Origin of the sequence: Streptomyces sp. NBC_01288 (assembly GCF_035982055.1) — a bacterium.
In the GTDB taxonomy this organism is placed as follows: domain Bacteria; phylum Actinomycetota; class Actinomycetes; order Streptomycetales; family Streptomycetaceae; genus Streptomyces.
In genome coordinates this window covers 9,077,479-9,092,672 of the sequence record NZ_CP108427.1, presented here as the reverse complement: position 1 = coordinate 9,092,672, position 15,194 = coordinate 9,077,479, and the positions used below count along the sequence as shown (strand labels likewise).

The following is a 15,194-nucleotide window of genomic DNA, read 5'->3' as shown; positions in this document are numbered from 1 at the left end:
ATCAGAAGTACCCCTCGCGCTTGCGGTCCTCCATGGCGGCCTCGGACAGCTTGTCGTCGGCCCGGGTGGCGCCCCGCTCGGTCAGCCGGGAGGCGGTGATCTCGTCGATGACCTGCTCGATGGTGACGGCGCCGGAGTCGACCGCGCCGGTGCAGGACATGTCGCCGACGGTCCGGTACCGCACCTGTCGCTTCTCGACGGTCTCGCCGTCCCCCGCCCCGCCCCAACTCCCGGGCGCCAGCCAGAGTTCGCCCCGTCGGAAGACCTCGCGCTCATGGGCGTAGTAGATGGCGGGGAGGTCGATGCCCTCGCGGGCGATGTACTGCCACACGTCCAGCTCGGTCCAGTTGGACAGCGGGAACACGCGGACGTGTTCGCCGGGCGCGTGCCGCCCGTTGTAGAGATTCCACAGCTCGGGTCGTTGCCGACGCGGCTCCCACGCCCCGAACTCGTCCCGCAGCGAGAACACCCGCTCCTTCGCCCGCGCCTTCTCCTCGTCCCTACGACCCCCACCGAAGACCGCGTCGAACTTCTCGCTCTGGATCTTCTCGGTCAACGGCACGGTCTGGAGCGGGTTGCGGGTGCCGTCGGGGCGTTCGCGCAGCGCACCGCGGTCGATGTAGTCCTGTACGGAAGCCACATGGAGCCGCAACCCATGTGCGACGACCACACGGTCGCGGTACTCAATGACCTCGGGGAAGTTGTGTCCCGTATCCACATGCAGCAGCGAGAACGGCACCGGCGCGGGCGCGAACGCCTTCAACGCCAGGTGCAGCATGACGATCGAGTCCTTGCCGCCGGAGAAGAGGATCACCGGCCGCTCGAACTCACCCGCCACCTCACGGAGGATATGGACCGCCTCCGACTCAAGCGCGTCCAAGTGCGGCAGCGCATACGGGTTCTCCGTGCCGGCCATGTGCTTGGCGGCGACAGTCATGCCAACTCCTTTCGCACGAGCAACGCGTGCAGCGCGTCCACTGATTCGACGGCCCGCTCGGCGTGCGCGTCGATCCGCAGATCGGGGTGCGCGGGCTCCTCGTAGGGGTCGTCCGCGCCAGTCAGTCCGGAGATCCGGCCGGCCGCCTGCTGGGCGTACAGGCCCTTGACGTCGCGCTCCGAGCAGACGGAGGCCGGGGTCGCGACATGTACCTCCAAGTACTTCGTCCCGGACTTCTCGTGGCGCCGGCGGACCGACGACCTGGAGTCCGCGTACGGCGCGATCACCGGCACCAGGACCAACACCCCGTTGCGCGCGAGCACTTCGGCGACCAGGCCGATCCGCTGGACGTTGACGTGCCGGTCCTCGCGGGAGAAGCCGAGCCCGGCCGACAGGAACGTGCGGATCTCGTCACCGTCGAGCACCTCCACCCGCCTCCGGTCCTGGCGCAGCCGCTCCGCGAGCGCGGCGGCGATGGTGGACTTACCCGCGCTCGGCAGCCCGGTCAGCCATACGGTCGCGCCGGGCCAGCAGGTGCAGAACTCCGGCTTCGCCAGGGTGGATTGCCCAACGCTCATGACTCGCCCCCGAGTTCACCGGCGGAACCGGCGTCACCGGTCGGCAGGGTGGTCAACTCGCCCAGTGCCGTGGTCAGGACGGCGATACCGCGCAGGTAGTCGTCGACGAGGATGTGCTCCTCGTCGGAGTGGTCCAGCGCGCTGTCCCCGGGGCCGTAGGTCGCCATGGGGATGTCCCAGACCTCGGCCAGGGTGTTCATGTCGGAGGTGGCGGTCTTCAGCGTCGGCCGAGGGGTCCCGCCGATGGACCGGATCCCCGCGCTGAGGGCACGCACCACCGGCCCGCGCCGCTCCGCCTCCACCGCCCGCACCCCGTTCACGACCGCCAACCGGCCGCCCCTGCCCCGGACTTGATCCCGCTCGCGCAGAGCGGCGACGAACCCGTCCTGGTCGAATCCGACGGGCGTACGGATACTGACCTCCAGCTCCGCCTCGGTGATGTCCCCGCGCATCCCGACCAGGGTCGCACCCGGGGTGGCGAACGACGCGTGCCCCTGCTCGGGTCCGAGCAGCTCCAGCACGTCCTGCCAGAACGCGGCGGCCGACTCGGTGGCCTTCTCGACCGGGTTGCTCGGGTGCGTGGCAGGGCAGCCGACCCGATACTCAAGGTCCAGCTTCCCCTTGTAGCCGATGACGATCCCCGGCCACCCGCTGGGCTCCCCCACGATCAGTGCGTCCGGCCGCGCGAGGGTCCGCCCGATGTGCACCGCTCCACGCGACTTCGGGGTCTCCTCCTCCACGACTCCTACGACCACGAGCTGTCCGGGGAAGCCACGGTGGGCGGCGACCGCGCACACCATGGCCGCGAGGGGCCCCTGGGCGTCGGCCGCGCCACGGCCGTGCAGCCGGCCGCCTTCGAGGTGTACGGCCAACTGCCCCTGGACGGTGTCCATATGGCCCAGCAGCATGATGCGCGGGCCGGGACGGGCCGGGGTCTCGCCGATCACGTTGCCCGCGTCGTCGATGCGGGCGGTGAGCCCCCATCCCCTCATGACATCGGCCAGATGACGGGCCAAGGGGCCCTCCTCGCCGGACGGGGAGGGGATCTCCAACATGGACCGCAGCAGGTCCACAGCGGCACCGGGATCGGTACCGGCGAGGGCCGCAGGCGGTACGGCGGTTTCGGTGGTCATCGGTCACTCCCTGTCTGTTCCGGCACGTCCTGTTCCGACAATTCCTGTTTCTGATCGGGGTGTTGACGGGACGTCGGCCGGGTCTCCGTTCCCGCGTCGGGCGAAGGTGTGATCCGCACGTCCGTCCCGGCCCCCCGCAGCGCCTCACCGACCGCCCCCTCACCCCGCCCGTCGGCGACGGTCACCTGGCCGACGCCGCCGAGCAACGCCTCCCGGGCGGCGACGAGTTTGAGTGCCATGCCGCCCCGGGCGAACTCCCCCGGCGCGCCCGCCTGCGCGACTTCGCAGTCGGCCAGGACGCTGTCCTCGTCGTCCGGGTCGGCGAGCACCCCCGCCGCTCCGGTGAGCAACACCAGCCGGTCCGCGTCGAGTTCGGCCGCGAGTGCCGCCGCGATCCGGTCGGCGTCGGCGTTGACCCGATCGCCGTGCTCATCGGCGGCGGGCGGCGACACGACGGGAACGTACCCGTGCGCGAGCAGGGTCGCGATCAACTCCCCGCGTACCGCCTCGATCCGGCCGCTGTGGTCGTCGCGCACGACCACGGTGCGCCCGTCGACGACCGCCTTCTGCCCCTTCTTGCGACGGGTCAGCACGAGTCCGCCGTCGAGACCGGTGAGGCCCACGGCGGGGATACCCCGGCCCAGCAGCTCGCTCACGAGCTTCGGCTTCACCGAGCCGGCCAGCGCCAGCGTCACCACCTCCAGGGTGGCTTCGTCGGTGTGCCGGGCCGAGACCCCGTCGGGCGAGACCAAACGCCGCTGCGGTACGTCGAGTTCGTCGGCCAGCCGGTCGATCTCCGCCGATCCGCCGTGCACCACCACCAGACGGTGGCCCTCCTTCACCAGACCGGCGACGTCCGCGCAGATACCGGCGGCGTTCACATCGCTGTTGCCGCCGCACTTGACGACGACCAACTGGGGCGCGCCCATGGTCGGTTCTCCCTTCTCACACTCGCGCACGGTCCTCACACCGGGTGCAGCCCGGGAAAGGACAGTCCGTACGATTCGGGCCAGTCCATGCGTACGTTGAGGCACTGCACGGCGTTGCCCGCGCCGCCCTTGACGAGGTTGTCGAGGGCGGCGACGACCACCAGGCGACGCGAGACGTCGTCCCAGACATGGCCGATGTCGCAGTAGTTGGAGCCGAGCAGGATCTTGGGCTCGGGATAGCGGTAGGTGCCCCGCTTGTGGGCGACCATGCGGACGAACGGCTCGTCGGCGTAGGCCTCGCGGTACGCCGCCCGTACCGCCCGCTCCTCGACGCCCTCCGGCACCTCGGTGTGGCAGACGACCTGCACGCCCCGTACGGCCTCTACGCCGGTCGCCGTCATCCGGGCGTCGAGCCCGGTGTGCTGGGCGACTTCCGCCTCGTGCCGGTGGGTGGCGGGGGCGAACACCCTTAGGGCGCCGCTGCGTTCGGCGTGCAGGTTGGAGTCGCCGGCGGAGGCGCCCGAACCGCTGGATCCGGTACGCCCGTCCAACAGCACTGGTGAGAGGGCGAGTTGGTGGGCAGCCAGCGGGTGCAGTGCGAGGATCGCGGCGTTCGCCATGCAGCCCGGGACACTGATCAGCCGGGCGGCGCGCAGCCGGTCGCGGTGCAGTTCCGGTATGCCGGGGACGAACCGGTCGAGCAACTCCGGCGCCTCGTGCGGCACTCCGTAGTAGCGCTCGTACACGTCCGTGTCGCGGAGCCTGAAGTCGCCCGATAGGTCGATCAGCAGGTCCGTCCGGTCCGCCCAGTGCCGCACGAGATCCATGGTGGAGCGGTGCGGGGTGGCCAGGAAGACCACGTCGCAGTCGTCGGCCCGCTCGGGGGTGGTGAAGGTGAGGTCGGTCGCCGAGCGGAGGTTGGGGTGGACGCTGTCGAGGCGTTTGCCGGGGAACCGGGACGACACGGCGGCCGTCAGCTCCACCTCGGGGTGGCCGAGCAGCAGCCTCAACAGTTCGCCGCCGATGTATCCGGCGGCACCGAACACCGCGGCCCTGATCATGCGCCCACCTCCCTGACCGTCTCCCTGTCCATCCGCCTGTCCGCCCCCAACACCAGGCGCTCCACGATGAGTTCGGCGACGTCGATGCGGTCCGTGTGTGCTTCCTGGAAGCCCTTGAACTCGACTCCATGGTTGACTTCGAGGACTTGGAGGCCGCCGTCCGCATCCTCGACGAGATCGACTCCCGCGAGGTCCGCGCCGGTCTCCCGGGCCGCGGTGGCCGCGAGTTTGGCGAGGTCGTCGGTGAGGGGGCAGGCCGTGGTCGTCGCCCCGCGCGCCACGTTGGTCCGCCAGCCGTCCGACGTGCGGTACATGGCGCCGATCGGGATGCCGCCGACGACGATCACCCTGATGTCGCGATCGGGCTTGTCGACGTACCGCTGCAGATAGGCCAGTTTGGCCAGCGGTGACGGCAGCGCCTCGCTGTACTCCAGCACCGTCCGCAGCGCGGCGGCGTCCGGGATCAGGGCGACCCGCCGGCCCCAGGAACCCACCAGGGGTTTGAGGACCACCGGGTAACCGATCTCCTCGGCCGCCTCTTCCGCGGCCTGTGCCGTGAGGGCGAGGGCGGCGGGCGGTGTGGGGATCCCGGCGGCGCGCAGCGCGAGCGAGGTGCGCCACTTGTCGCCGCAAGTCTCGATCGCCGTAGCGGAGTTGATGACGGTGACGCCAGCGGATTCGTAGGTGAGGGCCGCGTACAGGGCCTTGGTCGCCGAGATCTCGCGGTTGAGCACCAGGTCCCACGGCGGCGGGGTGTCGTGCAGGTGGTGGCGGACGGTGCGGGTGTCGATGGCCGTACAGGGGATGCCCCGGCGGTCCAGGGCCTCCAGGAGGCGCTTCTCCTCGAAGCGCGTCCTGGAAGCCAGCAACGCCGTCCGGGGCGCTGTGGAGGAGACCACCTCGTTACTCCCCCCAGTCCTCTTCGACCTCGGGGGCCAGGGCGAGCAGCAGCGGCTCGGTGGCCACGACCTCCAACTCGCTGCGGCACTCGGGGCATTCGATGACCTCGCTGGCGCGGACGGTGTCGCCGACGTCCACCGGGCCGTCGCACTCCGGGCAGGTCTGGGTAGCGGTCGTCATGAAGTCGCCTTCCTGTGTTCGGTGTTGAAGTTGGTCACACTGGTGACGGATCGTCATTTGGTTTCGAGGGCCGCGGTCACGGCGGCTGCGGTGCGCGCGGCCGTGATGCCGTAGTGGTCGAGCAGGTACTCCTGGCCGCCGACGGTGTCGGAGAACTGGTCCGGCATCCCGATCCGCAGCACCCGCACCGGCTGCCGTTCGGCCAAGGCTTCGCAGACCGCACCGCCGAGGCCGCCGCTGCGCCAGTGCTCCTCCACGGTGACGACGAGCGAGGCGCCCGAGGCCGCCGTACAGAGGGACTCGGTGTCGAGCGGGCTCAGGGTGTGCATGTTGAGGACGGCGGCGGAGATGCCCGACTCGCCCAGCAGATCGGCTGCTTCGGTGCATGCGGCCACCGGGTACGGGCCGCAGCCGACGAGGACGACGTCGGTGCCCTCGCGCAACCGCTGTGCCCGGCCGATGACCATCGGTTCGTCGCTCGGGACGGCCGGGGTGGCCTTGCGGCCCAGCCGTACGTAGAGCGGGCCCGGCAGGTCGAGGCTCTGCTCGACCACGGCGGCGGTGGCGGCCGCGTCGGCGGGCACGACCACCGTCATGGCGGGCAGCGTCCGCATGACGGCCAGGTCCTCCAACGCGTGGTGCGTTGGCCCGAGATGGCCGGCGGCCAGTCCGCCGTGCGTCGCCATGATCCGTACGGGCAGCGCGGGATAGGCGATGTCGACCTTCACGGCCTCCAGCGCCCGCGAACTGGCGAAGCCCGCCATGGTGTTGACGAACGGCATGCGCCCGCCGAACGCGAGGCCCGCGGCGATGCCCATCAGATTGTGTTCCGCTATACCGAGGTTGACGTACTGGTCTCCCGCCGCCTCGATGTGGCCGGGACCGAACAGTCCGGTGTCGGTGTCCAGGCACATCAGCCGGGGATCGGTCCCGAGCAGCGGGATCAGCCGGTCGCGATAGGCCTCACGGGTCACGGCGGGAGCCGCTGCCGTAGTGGCCGCGGTGGGAGCTGCGGTGGTGGTCACCTGGTGTCCTCCTTCCTTGAACGGCCCAGTACAGCGCGGGCCTTGGCGTGGTTGCGCTCGGAGAAGGTGACGTAGTGGCACGCGGTGCGCCCCTCCAGGAAGGGCAGGCCGCGGCCCTTGACGGTGCGGGCGATCAGGACGCTGGGGCGGCCCGGTTCCCACGGCGCGGTGCCGAGCGCGCGCACGAGCGCCCCGAGATCGTGGCCGTCGGCCTCCTGGACGGCCCAGCCGAAGCCGCGCCAGCGGTCGGCGAGGGGTTCCATGGCGGCGATGGAGTCCGTATCACCCGTCAACTGGAGGGAGTTGCGGTCCACGACGGCGACCAGCCGGTCAAGTCCCAGTGAGGCGGCGCCTGTTGCCGCTTCCCACACCGAGCCTTCCTGGAGTTCGCCGTCGCCCATGAGGACGAACGTCCTGCTGTCGACGCCGTCCAGGCGGGCGCCGAGCGCGAAGCCGCAGCCCAGCGCGAGACCGTGACCGAGCGACCCGGTGGCCGCCTCGACGCCGGGTACCGCGCGGACCGGGTGGCCCATCAACCGGCTGCCGGGGCGGCCGTAGGTGGCGAGTTCGTCGAGGGGCAGGAAGCCGCGCTCGGCGAGGGTCGCGTACAGGCCGACGGCGGCGTGGCCCTTGCTGAGCACGAAACGGTCCCGCTCGGGGGCGTCCGGCCGGGCCGGATCGACGTTCATGACGTCGAAGTAGAGGGCGGTCATGATGTCGGCGGCCGAGTACGCGCCGCCGAGATGGCCTCCCTCGGGGCCCGCGCACATGTCGGCGACGTGCTCGCGGATACGGGTGGCACTCTCGCGCAGTTCGCCGAGCCGGGTGGCCCCGATCGCCCCGGTGGCCTCTGCGCCGGCCGTGGTCATGCGCTCACCCCCGCGAACTGCCCCACCACGTCGAGGTGTTGCCAGGTCTTCTCGAAGGCGTCGGCGTAACGGTCGAGGAGTTCACCGCTGCCGGGGTTGAGGTGCCGCTTCTGGAGGGTGAGGGAGTCGCGGAGGACATCACGGGTGACGGGGTAGTCGTCGTCCTGGGCCGGAGAACCGGTGAACTCCCCTTCTCCGTCTCGCCCTTGGGCTCCTTCGGCTTCGTCCTGGAGTGCCGCCCAGGGATATCCGTGTCCGAACCCGGTCCGGTCCCGGAAGACGGTCTGGTCCGGCAGTGGCATCAGCTGGTACCGCGACATCGGCACCCCTTCGGCCCGCATCACCCGCCGCAACGCGTCACGGAAGCGCTCCGGGGTGACGCCGGGCAGACCGGCGGCGGCCGGGTCGAGGCGGAAGCGCAGGATGTGCCAGACATGGGTGGTGCCGGGCGGCGCGGTGGGCACGGTCAGTCCCGGCAGCTCGGAGATCCGGTCCAGGAAACGGGTGATGTTGCGCTGCCGGGACCGCTCGTAGCCGTCGAATCGGGTCAACTGCGCCCGGGTGAAGGCTGCTTGGAGGGCGTTTATCTTGTGGTTCCAGCCGAGCCGGTGGGAGACGTAGTCGCGGTCCTTGCCGCTCTCGATGTCCTCGCCGAACTGCCGTGCCCGGCGCGCGGACTGCGCGAGGCCGGCGTCACCGGTCACCAGCAGACCGCCCTCTCCGCAGGTGGGGATGTTCTTGGTGACCTGGAGACTGAACGCCCCCATGTCCCCCAACCCGCCCACCGGACGCCCCCGGTACGTCGCTCCGGGCGCCTGCGCGGCGTCCTCGATCACGGCGAGGCCGTGCCGGCGCGCGAGTTGGTTGATCCGGTCCATGTCGGCGGGGGCACCGTGCAGATGGACGGGGATGATCGCGGCGGTCCTCGGCGTGATGCGCCGCTCGATGTCGTCCGGGTCGATGGTGAAGGTCACCGGGTCGATGTCGGCGAAAACGGGCACGGCCAGGTTGTGCAGCGGGGCGAGTCCGGTGGCGATGAAACTCAGTGCGGGGACGATGACTTCGGCACCCGGTCCGACGCCGAGCGCGGCCAGGGCCAGCGAGAGCGCGGCGGTTCCGTTGGCCACGGCGACACAGTGGCCGTAGCCGAACCGCTCGGCCCACTCGCGCTCCAGCAGGCTCACCGGCGTCTCTCCGTCGGTGTCGGAGACCAGCCGACCGCCGTCCAGCGCGTCGAGCACGGCCTTGCGGTCGTCGTCCTCGATCACCGGCCACTCGACCTGACGTCGTGCCGGTGGTACGGCGGCTGTTCCGCCCAGTACTGCGAGCTTGCTCATGTCGTCCTCTCGGCTCGGCTCTGCGTCCGTCTCTCGGCTCAGCTCACCGTTCGTCGTTGAAGTGGTGTGCGGGGAACGGGAGTTCACAGCTCGTCCAGGGCCCGCCGGACGGATTCGATCGCCTCGGTGTGGCGCCAGCGCAGGACTCCCGCGTGCCGGTGCAGGTCGTCCGCCGCGGCGGCCGGGTCGTCGAGTCCGTGGGCGGCGGTGATCCGCAGCGGGGTCCACGCGTGGGCCACGCTCTCCACGGCCCGCCCGGCTCCGGCCAGCGCCGGTGACCGCCACGCGGCCCCCCGGTCGCGCAACAGCTCGCCGTGCAGGGCGGCTTGGGCCTGCATGCCCCAGCCGAAGGGGTACAGCTCCTGCAGCGCGCGCACCTCACCGGCTCGCGCCCGGAAGGTCAACTCGCTGAGACAGCCGTCGAGTCCGGCCAGTCCGCCGAGTCCGGCGACGGTGCCGGGGTCGTCGAACCGCTCCAGGTTGGCCCGCAGCCAGCCGGCGAGTTGCTCGGGACCTGGGTCGGCGCCACCGCTTCCGGCGGATCCGACCGACACGGACAGACAGCGGCGGCTGATCTCCGAATCGCTGAAGAACGCGTCCTGTTGATCCTGCGGGTTCGCCGACCCCCAGCTCTTCAGGAAGTCGTCGAGCGGGATGGGCCCTTGGAACGCGGGCGGCATGGCGTCGGAGACGTGAACGAGCCCGCGCCGCTCGTCGAGGCCGTGGACGACCAGTAGATGTGCGGCGTGGACATCGCCGAAGGCGGGCCTGAACGGGAGGAAGAAGTTGTCCACGGCGGCGATGACCAGCCGCCCCTCCGTCATCGCCTCGCGTATCTCGCGCAGCGGATCGTCCGGGTCCGCCGGGCGCCACCACGAGGAACTCACGTCGTGGTGGGGGAAGAGGCTGCGGCCCAGGTCGCCCTCGTAGCGGCAGGGGTAGTAGAACTCCTCCGACCGCACGTCGTCCGGGACGTACAGGAACTCCCAGCCGGCGCCGAGCGCGAACAGCGGGTTCATACCGGCCCGGGCCAGCACCGACGCGAAGGTGGACTGGAGGCAGCTGATCGGGTCCCGGTACCAGAGGAGGGGTGCCTCGGTCTGGACGGAGTCCGGTACGGAGTCGGTCACCGCGGGCGTCGCGAAGTCACTGGTCATGGCCGGCCTCCGGGGCGATGGTGACGGGCTCCCGCGAGAACGCGGCCTTCTGCAAGGTCGCGGCGAAGACGTGGACGGCGGCATGACGCGGCAGCCGGAATCCGCTCAGGTCCGCCCGGCGGGTGACGGGGACGCGCTGCGACCACAGCATGGCCGAAACGCCCCGCTGGACATGGTGCGGATAGTGCATCACGGGCGTCGCGAACGCGGTCGTCTCGCCGAACCACGCGGGCGCGGCCCAGAAGTCCGAGACGCGCAGCCACTCGGGATCGACGCTGCCGTCCGCGAAGTGCATCTCCACGACGTCCTCGGATCGCCGTTCGGACGCGGTCAGCAGATGCAGCCAGTCAAAACGCCCCGCCTCGACCGCGATGAACTGCCCGTCGCAGCGCACGTTGTCGTCTCCCACCCCCACCCGCGGGAAACAGAACGGAACATCGCCGACGCTCACCGGAGCCCCCGATTCCGGCAGGTGTTCCGCCGGGAACGAGTTGCCCCAGACATTGAAAGCACCCCGCGAGGTGTGCCCGGCGGCGGAAATGCCGACGTTGTTGGAGTACGGCGCCAGATCCACGGCGCGATAGGCCGAGGCAGCCGAGGTATCGATCACGATCACTCCCCTGCTCGTAGGGATCTCGTCTCCCTGGAGTCAAACACTCGTACCTCCGGGAAACCTCCCCGAGACGATTACATCGGCGTGCCAATTTCGAGGACGGCAACAGCCGTACGGCTAATAATCCGACGAAGGCCCGCAGCTCACGCCGTAATCAGAATGATGACGCCGGACGCACCCTTCAACAGCACACCGTCTCAGTGCTACGGTCCGAAAGAGAAAGGAGGACCGATGAAGAATCCGAACCGAGAGAACAATCCGAACCGGACAAACAATTCAAACCGGCCCGAGAACCCGCGCATTATCGCGATGTGGAGCGCACCCCGATCCCGTTCCACCGCGTTCCTCCGCATGATGATGGAGCGCGAGGACCTCACCACGCTGCACGAGCCCTTCTCACACCTGGCGGACTTCGGTTCGACCGAGGTGGCGGGACGTGTGATCGAGACGGAGACGGGGCTGATCGAGGCCATTCGCGGACTGGCCCGGACCACCCCGGTCTTCTTCAAGGACACGACGGACTTCCGCTTCCCGGAGGTGCTGGCGGACCAGCGCTTCCTGACGGAGGCCCGGCACACGTTCATCATCCGGAAGCCGGACGAGGTCATCGCCTCCCACTACGCACTCAACCCCGACGTCACGGCCGACGACATCGGCTTCGGGCGGCTGCACGAACTGTTCGAGGCGGTCGGTACGGCGACCGGTGACGTACCCGTGGTGGTGGACTCCGACGACCTGCTCGACCACCCCGCCGAGACCGTCAGGGAGTACTGCGCCCAGGTCGGACTCCCCTTCCTCCCCGGCACCCTGAACTGGGCGACCGGGATGCGCGAGGAGTGGCGCAAGGCCCCGCAGTGGCACCAGGACGCGGGCCGGAGCGCCGGCTTCACACGTGCCCCCCGGGAGTACGAGTTCACCGTGGACAACCATCCGACGCTGGCGGACTTCCACCGCCGGCAGCTGCCGTACTACGAGGAGCTGCACCGGCACCGGCTGTCACCGCGGGGCTGACCCTGCCGTTGACACTCATGCATGAGTCATGCATGGTCGATGGTATGGACGCTTCACTGGACGGCCGTACCGGAAACCTGCTCGGGGCTCTGGTCACCGCGCTGGGCGACGCGCAGCGGGTGGCGAGCGAGAGCACGTCCGGGCAGAGCGGGGCGACGCCGGCCGCGCTCACGTACCTGTTGCAGGAGCCCGGCGCGGGCGTCGACCAGATCTCCGGGCCGCTCGGTCTGACACAGTCCGCGGCCACCCGCCTGGTCGACCGGCTCGAACGCGACGGCAAGGCGCGGCGGGAACCGGGGGCCAACGGCCGGAAGGTGGCCATCTTCCTCACGTCGGAGGGAACACGTGAGGCGAAGCGGCTACTGGAGCTGCGCGGCGGTCTGATGGAGGACGCGATGTCCGTGCTCCGACCGCGCGAGAGAACGGTGCTGACCGGCCTCCTGGAACGGATGCTGGCCCATCTGACGACCGACGCCGATCACGGCCAACGCATCTGCCGCATGTGCGCCCTGGACGAGTGCCCCAAGCAGACGTGCCCGGTCGACACGGCAGTCGACGGCGCGGTCGTCATCCGGACGAAAGGACCGTCATGAACGGCGTCATGAACGGCAGGTTCCGGCTCCGGCCGGCGCGCGACGATTCGGTGCGCGGCGATCCGGCGCACAGCGATCCGGCGCACAGCAGGTTACGACTGACCGCCGTGGTCGGGCTGTTGCTCGTCACGGCCGTCTGGGGCGCCACGTTCCTGGTGGTCAAGGACGCCACCGTGGGCATGCCCGTCTTCGACTTCCTGACCTGGCGGTTCGCCCTCGCCGCGGTGGTGATGGCGGCGATCCGCCCGTCGGTCCTACGGCGTATCGACCGGGGCACGCTGGCGCGCGGTGCGGGGGCGGGGTTCCTGCTGGGGATGTCGTACATCCTCCAGACCCTCGGCCTGCAGCACACGTCGGCGGCCGTCAGCGGATTCCTGACCGGCCTGTTCGTGGTGATCACCCCGCTGCTGGCCTGGGCGTTGTTCCGCCAGCACCTGTCCCTGACGGCCTGGGCAGCGGCCATGACGGCGACCGCGGGCCTGGCGCTGATCACGCTCAGCGGGGTCTCGTTCGGTTCGGGTGAGGCGCTCACGCTGCTGTGCGCGGTCTTCTTCGCGCTGCACCTGCTGGCGCTGGGCCGCTGGTCCCCGGGCCGGGACGCCTACGCCCTCACCGTGGTCCAGCTGACGACGGCGTCGGTGATGTGTCTGATCGGCGCGGTCCCTCATGGCGTACGGCCGCCCCAGAGCGGCAGCACCTGGATGGCGGTCCTCGTCACGGCGGTGCTGGCCTCGGCGTTCGCGTACATGGTGCAGACGTGGGCGCAGAAGCATGTGACCGCGACGCAGGCCGCGGTGGTCCTGACCATGGAGCCGGTCTTCGCGGGCCTGTTCGCCGTGCTCGTCGGCGGCGAACGCCTCACGGTCTCCACGCTGGTCGGCGGGGCGTTGGTGGTGGCGGCGATGTTCCTGATCGAGCTACCGGGTTCACCGTCGGCGGAGTCCGACGAGGAACTCCCTGAGGGCAGTGAGGAACCCTCTCAGGGCAGCCGGAACGAGAAGAGTGATCAGAGCAAGCCGGCGCTGTGGGCGAAGGAGACGAGCTGAGCGCGGTCCCGCACGTTGAGCTTGTGCCGCAGCCGGTAGATGTGCGTACGGACGGTCGCCGAGCCGATGACGAGCTTCGCGGCGATCTCCTCGATCGGCAGGCCCTCCCCCACGAGCACGAGGATCTCCCGCTCGCGCGGGGTGAGTGACTCGACCTGGGGATCGGGGTCGCGATCCGGCCCGAACTCCCGGCTCCTGAACCAGCGGACGAGCCTTCCGGTCACATGGGGCGCGAGCATGACCTCGCCCCGGGCCGCCGCCCTCACCGCGGTGAGAAGCATTTCGCGCCCGGTCTCCTTTTCGAGGAGGGTGATCGCTCCGGCCCGTAACAGGCTCTCGATGACCCGGTCCGTCATGTCACTGGCGAAGACCACGACCCCGGGCCGCCCGTCCCGCTCCCGCGCGTTCTCCCGGATCACCCGGTGAACGAAATCGATCCCGTCCATGCCTTCGGGACTGAGGTCGGTTATCAACACGTCGGGCTTTAATTTCCGGGTCATCACGAGACATTCGACGGCACTGCCGGTCGCGGAGACTCTCGTCACGTCCGGCGCCGCGGAAAGGAGAGATTTGAGGCCGTCCCGCACGACAGGAACCGAATCGCACACGAGCACTGTCATTGCCATTGATCCGCGTCTCCCGACTCTCCCGCGACATTTTCCGACACCGACGACCGACACAATTTGTTGACGAGCATAAGATCCAAAGTTACACGGTCGCAACCAAGTGCTTGCAAAGGCGTACCACCCGCGAAGTGAACCACCTGGAAAATCGCGGATGTATTCCGTGATCGTCGATCACGCCGGTACCCGTCACAGACAACAGCAACAGACAACAGCAACGAACATCGGCCGATTCTCTGCTTCCCCATCACCAAGCCGACACTCTCGCCGGAACGGACACCATTGAATTTCGGCCACCGAAAGATCGGAATATCCGGTCGGGCGCGGTCGCGCCGGCCATGTCCTGAAAACACCTTCACCGCCGACCGCAGCAGTCACTCGGGCCGCTCCTCGTCGGCGGTCTCGCCGGCCACGGCGAGGGCGCCCACGAGGGCCGGCAGGTCACCGATGCGCGCGCTGTCGCGTACCTCGCGGGCGCGGACGGCCACTTCCGGCAGAGGTCTCCTGGACGAAGCAGGGACACGGGAGGCGTGAAGTAGGGCCGTGGGAGCGGCTGTTGACCGAACTCCGGCGACCGGAGCCCGGTCGCCGAAATCGAGGAATCCGCTGTGCCCCGGCCTTGATGTGACGGAAGATCCCCGTATGACTCAACATCAGAGCGACCCGGCACCGGCGACCGGCGCGGCCGACTCCTACCTGGCTGGACTCCGTGAACGGCTCGCCGCCGACGGGTCGGTGGTGACCGGGACCACCTGGCGCGACCGCCCGGTGATGATAGGCAGCCGGTCGGACCGCAAGGCACGGTGGTTCGGCACCAAGGCGGAACTGTTCGTCCTCGCCGCCTCGGTCCCCCAGGTCGACCAGGCCTTGCTGACCGAGTACACCGGGTGGGCCCTGGACTACGCGAAGAACCTCCGGGGCGGACTGTCCGGCGCCCGCAACGCCGCGCTGATCCTGCCCGCACTGGTCACCGGCACCGCCCGGCCCGACGCGCGGACCTGGGCCGCCAAGGACGCCCGGGTCCTCGGAACATCCCTGATCGGGCGGCCCATCACCGTGGAGACGTCGGGATCGGGAGTCACCCGGGTCACCATGTACCGGGGCGGGAGCATGTACGGCGGGATGTTCACCGGGCACGTCCTGGAGAAGGCGGCACTGTACTTCCCCTAGCGACTCCCTCACCCAGCCCTGGTAACTCCCTC

General features: G+C 69.8%; 17 protein-coding genes. 4 read left to right on the top strand and 13 right to left on the bottom strand.

The window, feature by feature from the left end:
* Window position 1: 1 nt before the first annotated feature.
* From cysD to OG194_RS40850, 12 genes are all read right to left on the bottom strand, one after another.
* On the bottom strand, window positions 2-937 hold the full coding sequence (gene cysD / locus OG194_RS40905) for a sulfate adenylyltransferase subunit CysD (RefSeq protein ID WP_327405762.1): 936 nt from the start codon (window positions 935-937) through the stop codon (window positions 2-4).
* Window positions 934-1,515 carry an adenylyl-sulfate kinase gene (gene cysC, locus OG194_RS40900; protein ID WP_327405761.1) on the bottom strand — a complete coding sequence of 194 codons (582 nt, stop codon included), beginning with the start codon at window positions 1,513-1,515 and terminating at the stop codon, window positions 934-936. Before cysC ends, cysD begins: the two co-directional genes overlap by 4 nt.
* Entirely contained in the window at window positions 1,512-2,648 is a 1,137-nt protein-coding gene (locus OG194_RS40895; protein WP_327405760.1) for a M20/M25/M40 family metallo-hydrolase, read from the bottom strand. The genes cysC and OG194_RS40895 overlap by 4 nt, the downstream gene beginning before the upstream one ends.
* Entirely contained in the window at window positions 2,645-3,577 is a 933-nt protein-coding gene (locus OG194_RS40890; RefSeq protein ID WP_327405759.1) for a [LysW]-aminoadipate kinase, read from the bottom strand. The genes OG194_RS40895 and OG194_RS40890 overlap by 4 nt, the downstream gene beginning before the upstream one ends.
* A 35-nt stretch (window positions 3,578-3,612) precedes the next feature.
* Window positions 3,613-4,638: an N-acetyl-gamma-glutamyl-phosphate reductase gene (gene argC, locus OG194_RS40885; protein ID WP_327405758.1), complete on the bottom strand. Its 1,026-nt coding sequence runs from the start codon at window positions 4,636-4,638 to the stop codon at window positions 3,613-3,615.
* Window positions 4,635-5,537 (bottom strand): lysine biosynthesis protein LysX, encoded by a 903-nt coding sequence (gene lysX, locus OG194_RS40880; RefSeq protein ID WP_327405757.1) that lies wholly within the window; start codon window positions 5,535-5,537, stop codon window positions 4,635-4,637. The genes argC and lysX overlap by 4 nt, the downstream gene beginning before the upstream one ends.
* A gap of 4 nt (window positions 5,538-5,541) precedes the next feature.
* The gene (locus tag OG194_RS40875; protein ID WP_327405756.1) at window positions 5,542-5,718 is read right to left on the bottom strand and encodes a lysine biosynthesis protein LysW; all 177 of its coding nucleotides are present in this window, start codon (window positions 5,716-5,718) and stop codon (window positions 5,542-5,544) included.
* 53 nt (window positions 5,719-5,771) lie between these two features.
* Complete coding sequence (locus OG194_RS40870) at window positions 5,772-6,743, bottom strand: transketolase family protein (protein ID WP_327405755.1); 972 nt, start codon at window positions 6,741-6,743, stop codon at window positions 5,772-5,774.
* Window positions 6,740-7,612, bottom strand: a complete 873-nt coding sequence (locus tag OG194_RS40865) for a transketolase (RefSeq protein WP_327405754.1) — start codon at window positions 7,610-7,612, stop codon at window positions 6,740-6,742. Before OG194_RS40865 ends, OG194_RS40870 begins: the two co-directional genes overlap by 4 nt.
* Window positions 7,609-8,949 carry a DegT/DnrJ/EryC1/StrS family aminotransferase gene (locus OG194_RS40860; protein ID WP_327405753.1) on the bottom strand — a complete coding sequence of 447 codons (1,341 nt, stop codon included), beginning with the start codon at window positions 8,947-8,949 and terminating at the stop codon, window positions 7,609-7,611. The genes OG194_RS40865 and OG194_RS40860 overlap by 4 nt, the downstream gene beginning before the upstream one ends.
* Window positions 8,950-9,032: 83 nt before the next feature.
* Complete coding sequence (locus tag OG194_RS40855; protein WP_327405752.1) at window positions 9,033-10,106, bottom strand: BtrH N-terminal domain-containing protein; 1,074 nt, start codon at window positions 10,104-10,106, stop codon at window positions 9,033-9,035.
* Window positions 10,096-10,716, bottom strand: coding sequence for a hypothetical protein (locus OG194_RS40850; protein ID WP_327405751.1), 621 nt, complete (start codon window positions 10,714-10,716; stop codon window positions 10,096-10,098). Before OG194_RS40850 ends, OG194_RS40855 begins: the two co-directional genes overlap by 11 nt.
* Window positions 10,717-11,028: 312 nt before the next feature.
* On the opposite strand from OG194_RS40850, the gene OG194_RS40845 reads away from it, so the two are divergent.
* The 3 genes from OG194_RS40845 to OG194_RS40835 are packed head-to-tail and all read left to right on the top strand — an operon-like array spanning window position 11,029 to window position 13,369.
* Window positions 11,029-11,730 (top strand): sulfotransferase family protein, encoded by a 702-nt coding sequence (locus OG194_RS40845; RefSeq protein ID WP_327405750.1) that lies wholly within the window; start codon window positions 11,029-11,031, stop codon window positions 11,728-11,730.
* A gap of 44 nt (window positions 11,731-11,774) precedes the next feature.
* Window positions 11,775-12,323: a MarR family winged helix-turn-helix transcriptional regulator gene (locus tag OG194_RS40840; RefSeq protein WP_327405749.1), complete on the top strand. Its 549-nt coding sequence runs from the start codon at window positions 11,775-11,777 to the stop codon at window positions 12,321-12,323.
* Window positions 12,320-13,369, top strand: a complete 1,050-nt coding sequence (locus OG194_RS40835; RefSeq protein WP_327405748.1) for a DMT family transporter — start codon at window positions 12,320-12,322, stop codon at window positions 13,367-13,369. The genes OG194_RS40840 and OG194_RS40835 overlap by 4 nt, the downstream gene beginning before the upstream one ends.
* Here OG194_RS40835 and OG194_RS40830 read toward each other — a convergent pair.
* Window positions 13,330-13,989, bottom strand: coding sequence for a response regulator transcription factor (locus tag OG194_RS40830; protein ID WP_327407369.1), 660 nt, complete (start codon window positions 13,987-13,989; stop codon window positions 13,330-13,332). The genes OG194_RS40835 and OG194_RS40830 overlap by 40 nt on opposite strands.
* A gap of 645 nt (window positions 13,990-14,634) precedes the next feature.
* Between OG194_RS40830 and OG194_RS40825 the strand changes: the two genes are divergently transcribed.
* Window positions 14,635-15,162: a hypothetical protein gene (locus OG194_RS40825; protein WP_327405747.1), complete on the top strand. Its 528-nt coding sequence runs from the start codon at window positions 14,635-14,637 to the stop codon at window positions 15,160-15,162.
* The last annotated feature ends 32 nt before the right edge of the window (window positions 15,163-15,194 follow it).

Bases quoted from the DNA above. Each gene is read 5' to 3' on its own strand.
- cysD (WP_327405762.1), bottom strand. From the start codon at position 937: ATGACTGTCGCCGCCAAGCACATGGCCGGCACGGAGAACCCGTATGCG.
- cysC (WP_327405761.1), bottom strand. From the start codon at position 1,515: ATGAGCGTTGGGCAATCCACCCTGGCGAAGCCGGAGTTCTGCACCTGC.
- OG194_RS40895 (WP_327405760.1), bottom strand. From the start codon at position 2,648: ATGACCACCGAAACCGCCGTACCGCCTGCGGCCCTCGCCGGTACCGAT.
- OG194_RS40890 (WP_327405759.1), bottom strand. From the start codon at position 3,577: ATGGGCGCGCCCCAGTTGGTCGTCGTCAAGTGCGGCGGCAACAGCGAT.
- argC (WP_327405758.1), bottom strand. From the start codon at position 4,638: ATGATCAGGGCCGCGGTGTTCGGTGCCGCCGGATACATCGGCGGCGAA.
- OG194_RS40875 (WP_327405756.1), bottom strand. From the start codon at position 5,718: ATGACGACCGCTACCCAGACCTGCCCGGAGTGCGACGGCCCGGTGGAC.
- OG194_RS40865 (WP_327405754.1), bottom strand. From the start codon at position 7,612: ATGACCACGGCCGGCGCAGAGGCCACCGGGGCGATCGGGGCCACCCGG.
- OG194_RS40860 (WP_327405753.1), bottom strand. From the start codon at position 8,949: ATGAGCAAGCTCGCAGTACTGGGCGGAACAGCCGCCGTACCACCGGCA.
- OG194_RS40855 (WP_327405752.1), bottom strand. From the start codon at position 10,106: ATGACCAGTGACTTCGCGACGCCCGCGGTGACCGACTCCGTACCGGAC.
- OG194_RS40845 (WP_327405750.1), top strand. From the start codon at position 11,029: ATGTGGAGCGCACCCCGATCCCGTTCCACCGCGTTCCTCCGCATGATG.
- OG194_RS40840 (WP_327405749.1), top strand. From the start codon at position 11,775: ATGGACGCTTCACTGGACGGCCGTACCGGAAACCTGCTCGGGGCTCTG.
- OG194_RS40835 (WP_327405748.1), top strand. From the start codon at position 12,320: ATGAACGGCGTCATGAACGGCAGGTTCCGGCTCCGGCCGGCGCGCGAC.
- OG194_RS40830 (WP_327407369.1), bottom strand. From the start codon at position 13,989: ATGACAGTGCTCGTGTGCGATTCGGTTCCTGTCGTGCGGGACGGCCTC.
- OG194_RS40825 (WP_327405747.1), top strand. From the start codon at position 14,635: ATGACTCAACATCAGAGCGACCCGGCACCGGCGACCGGCGCGGCCGAC.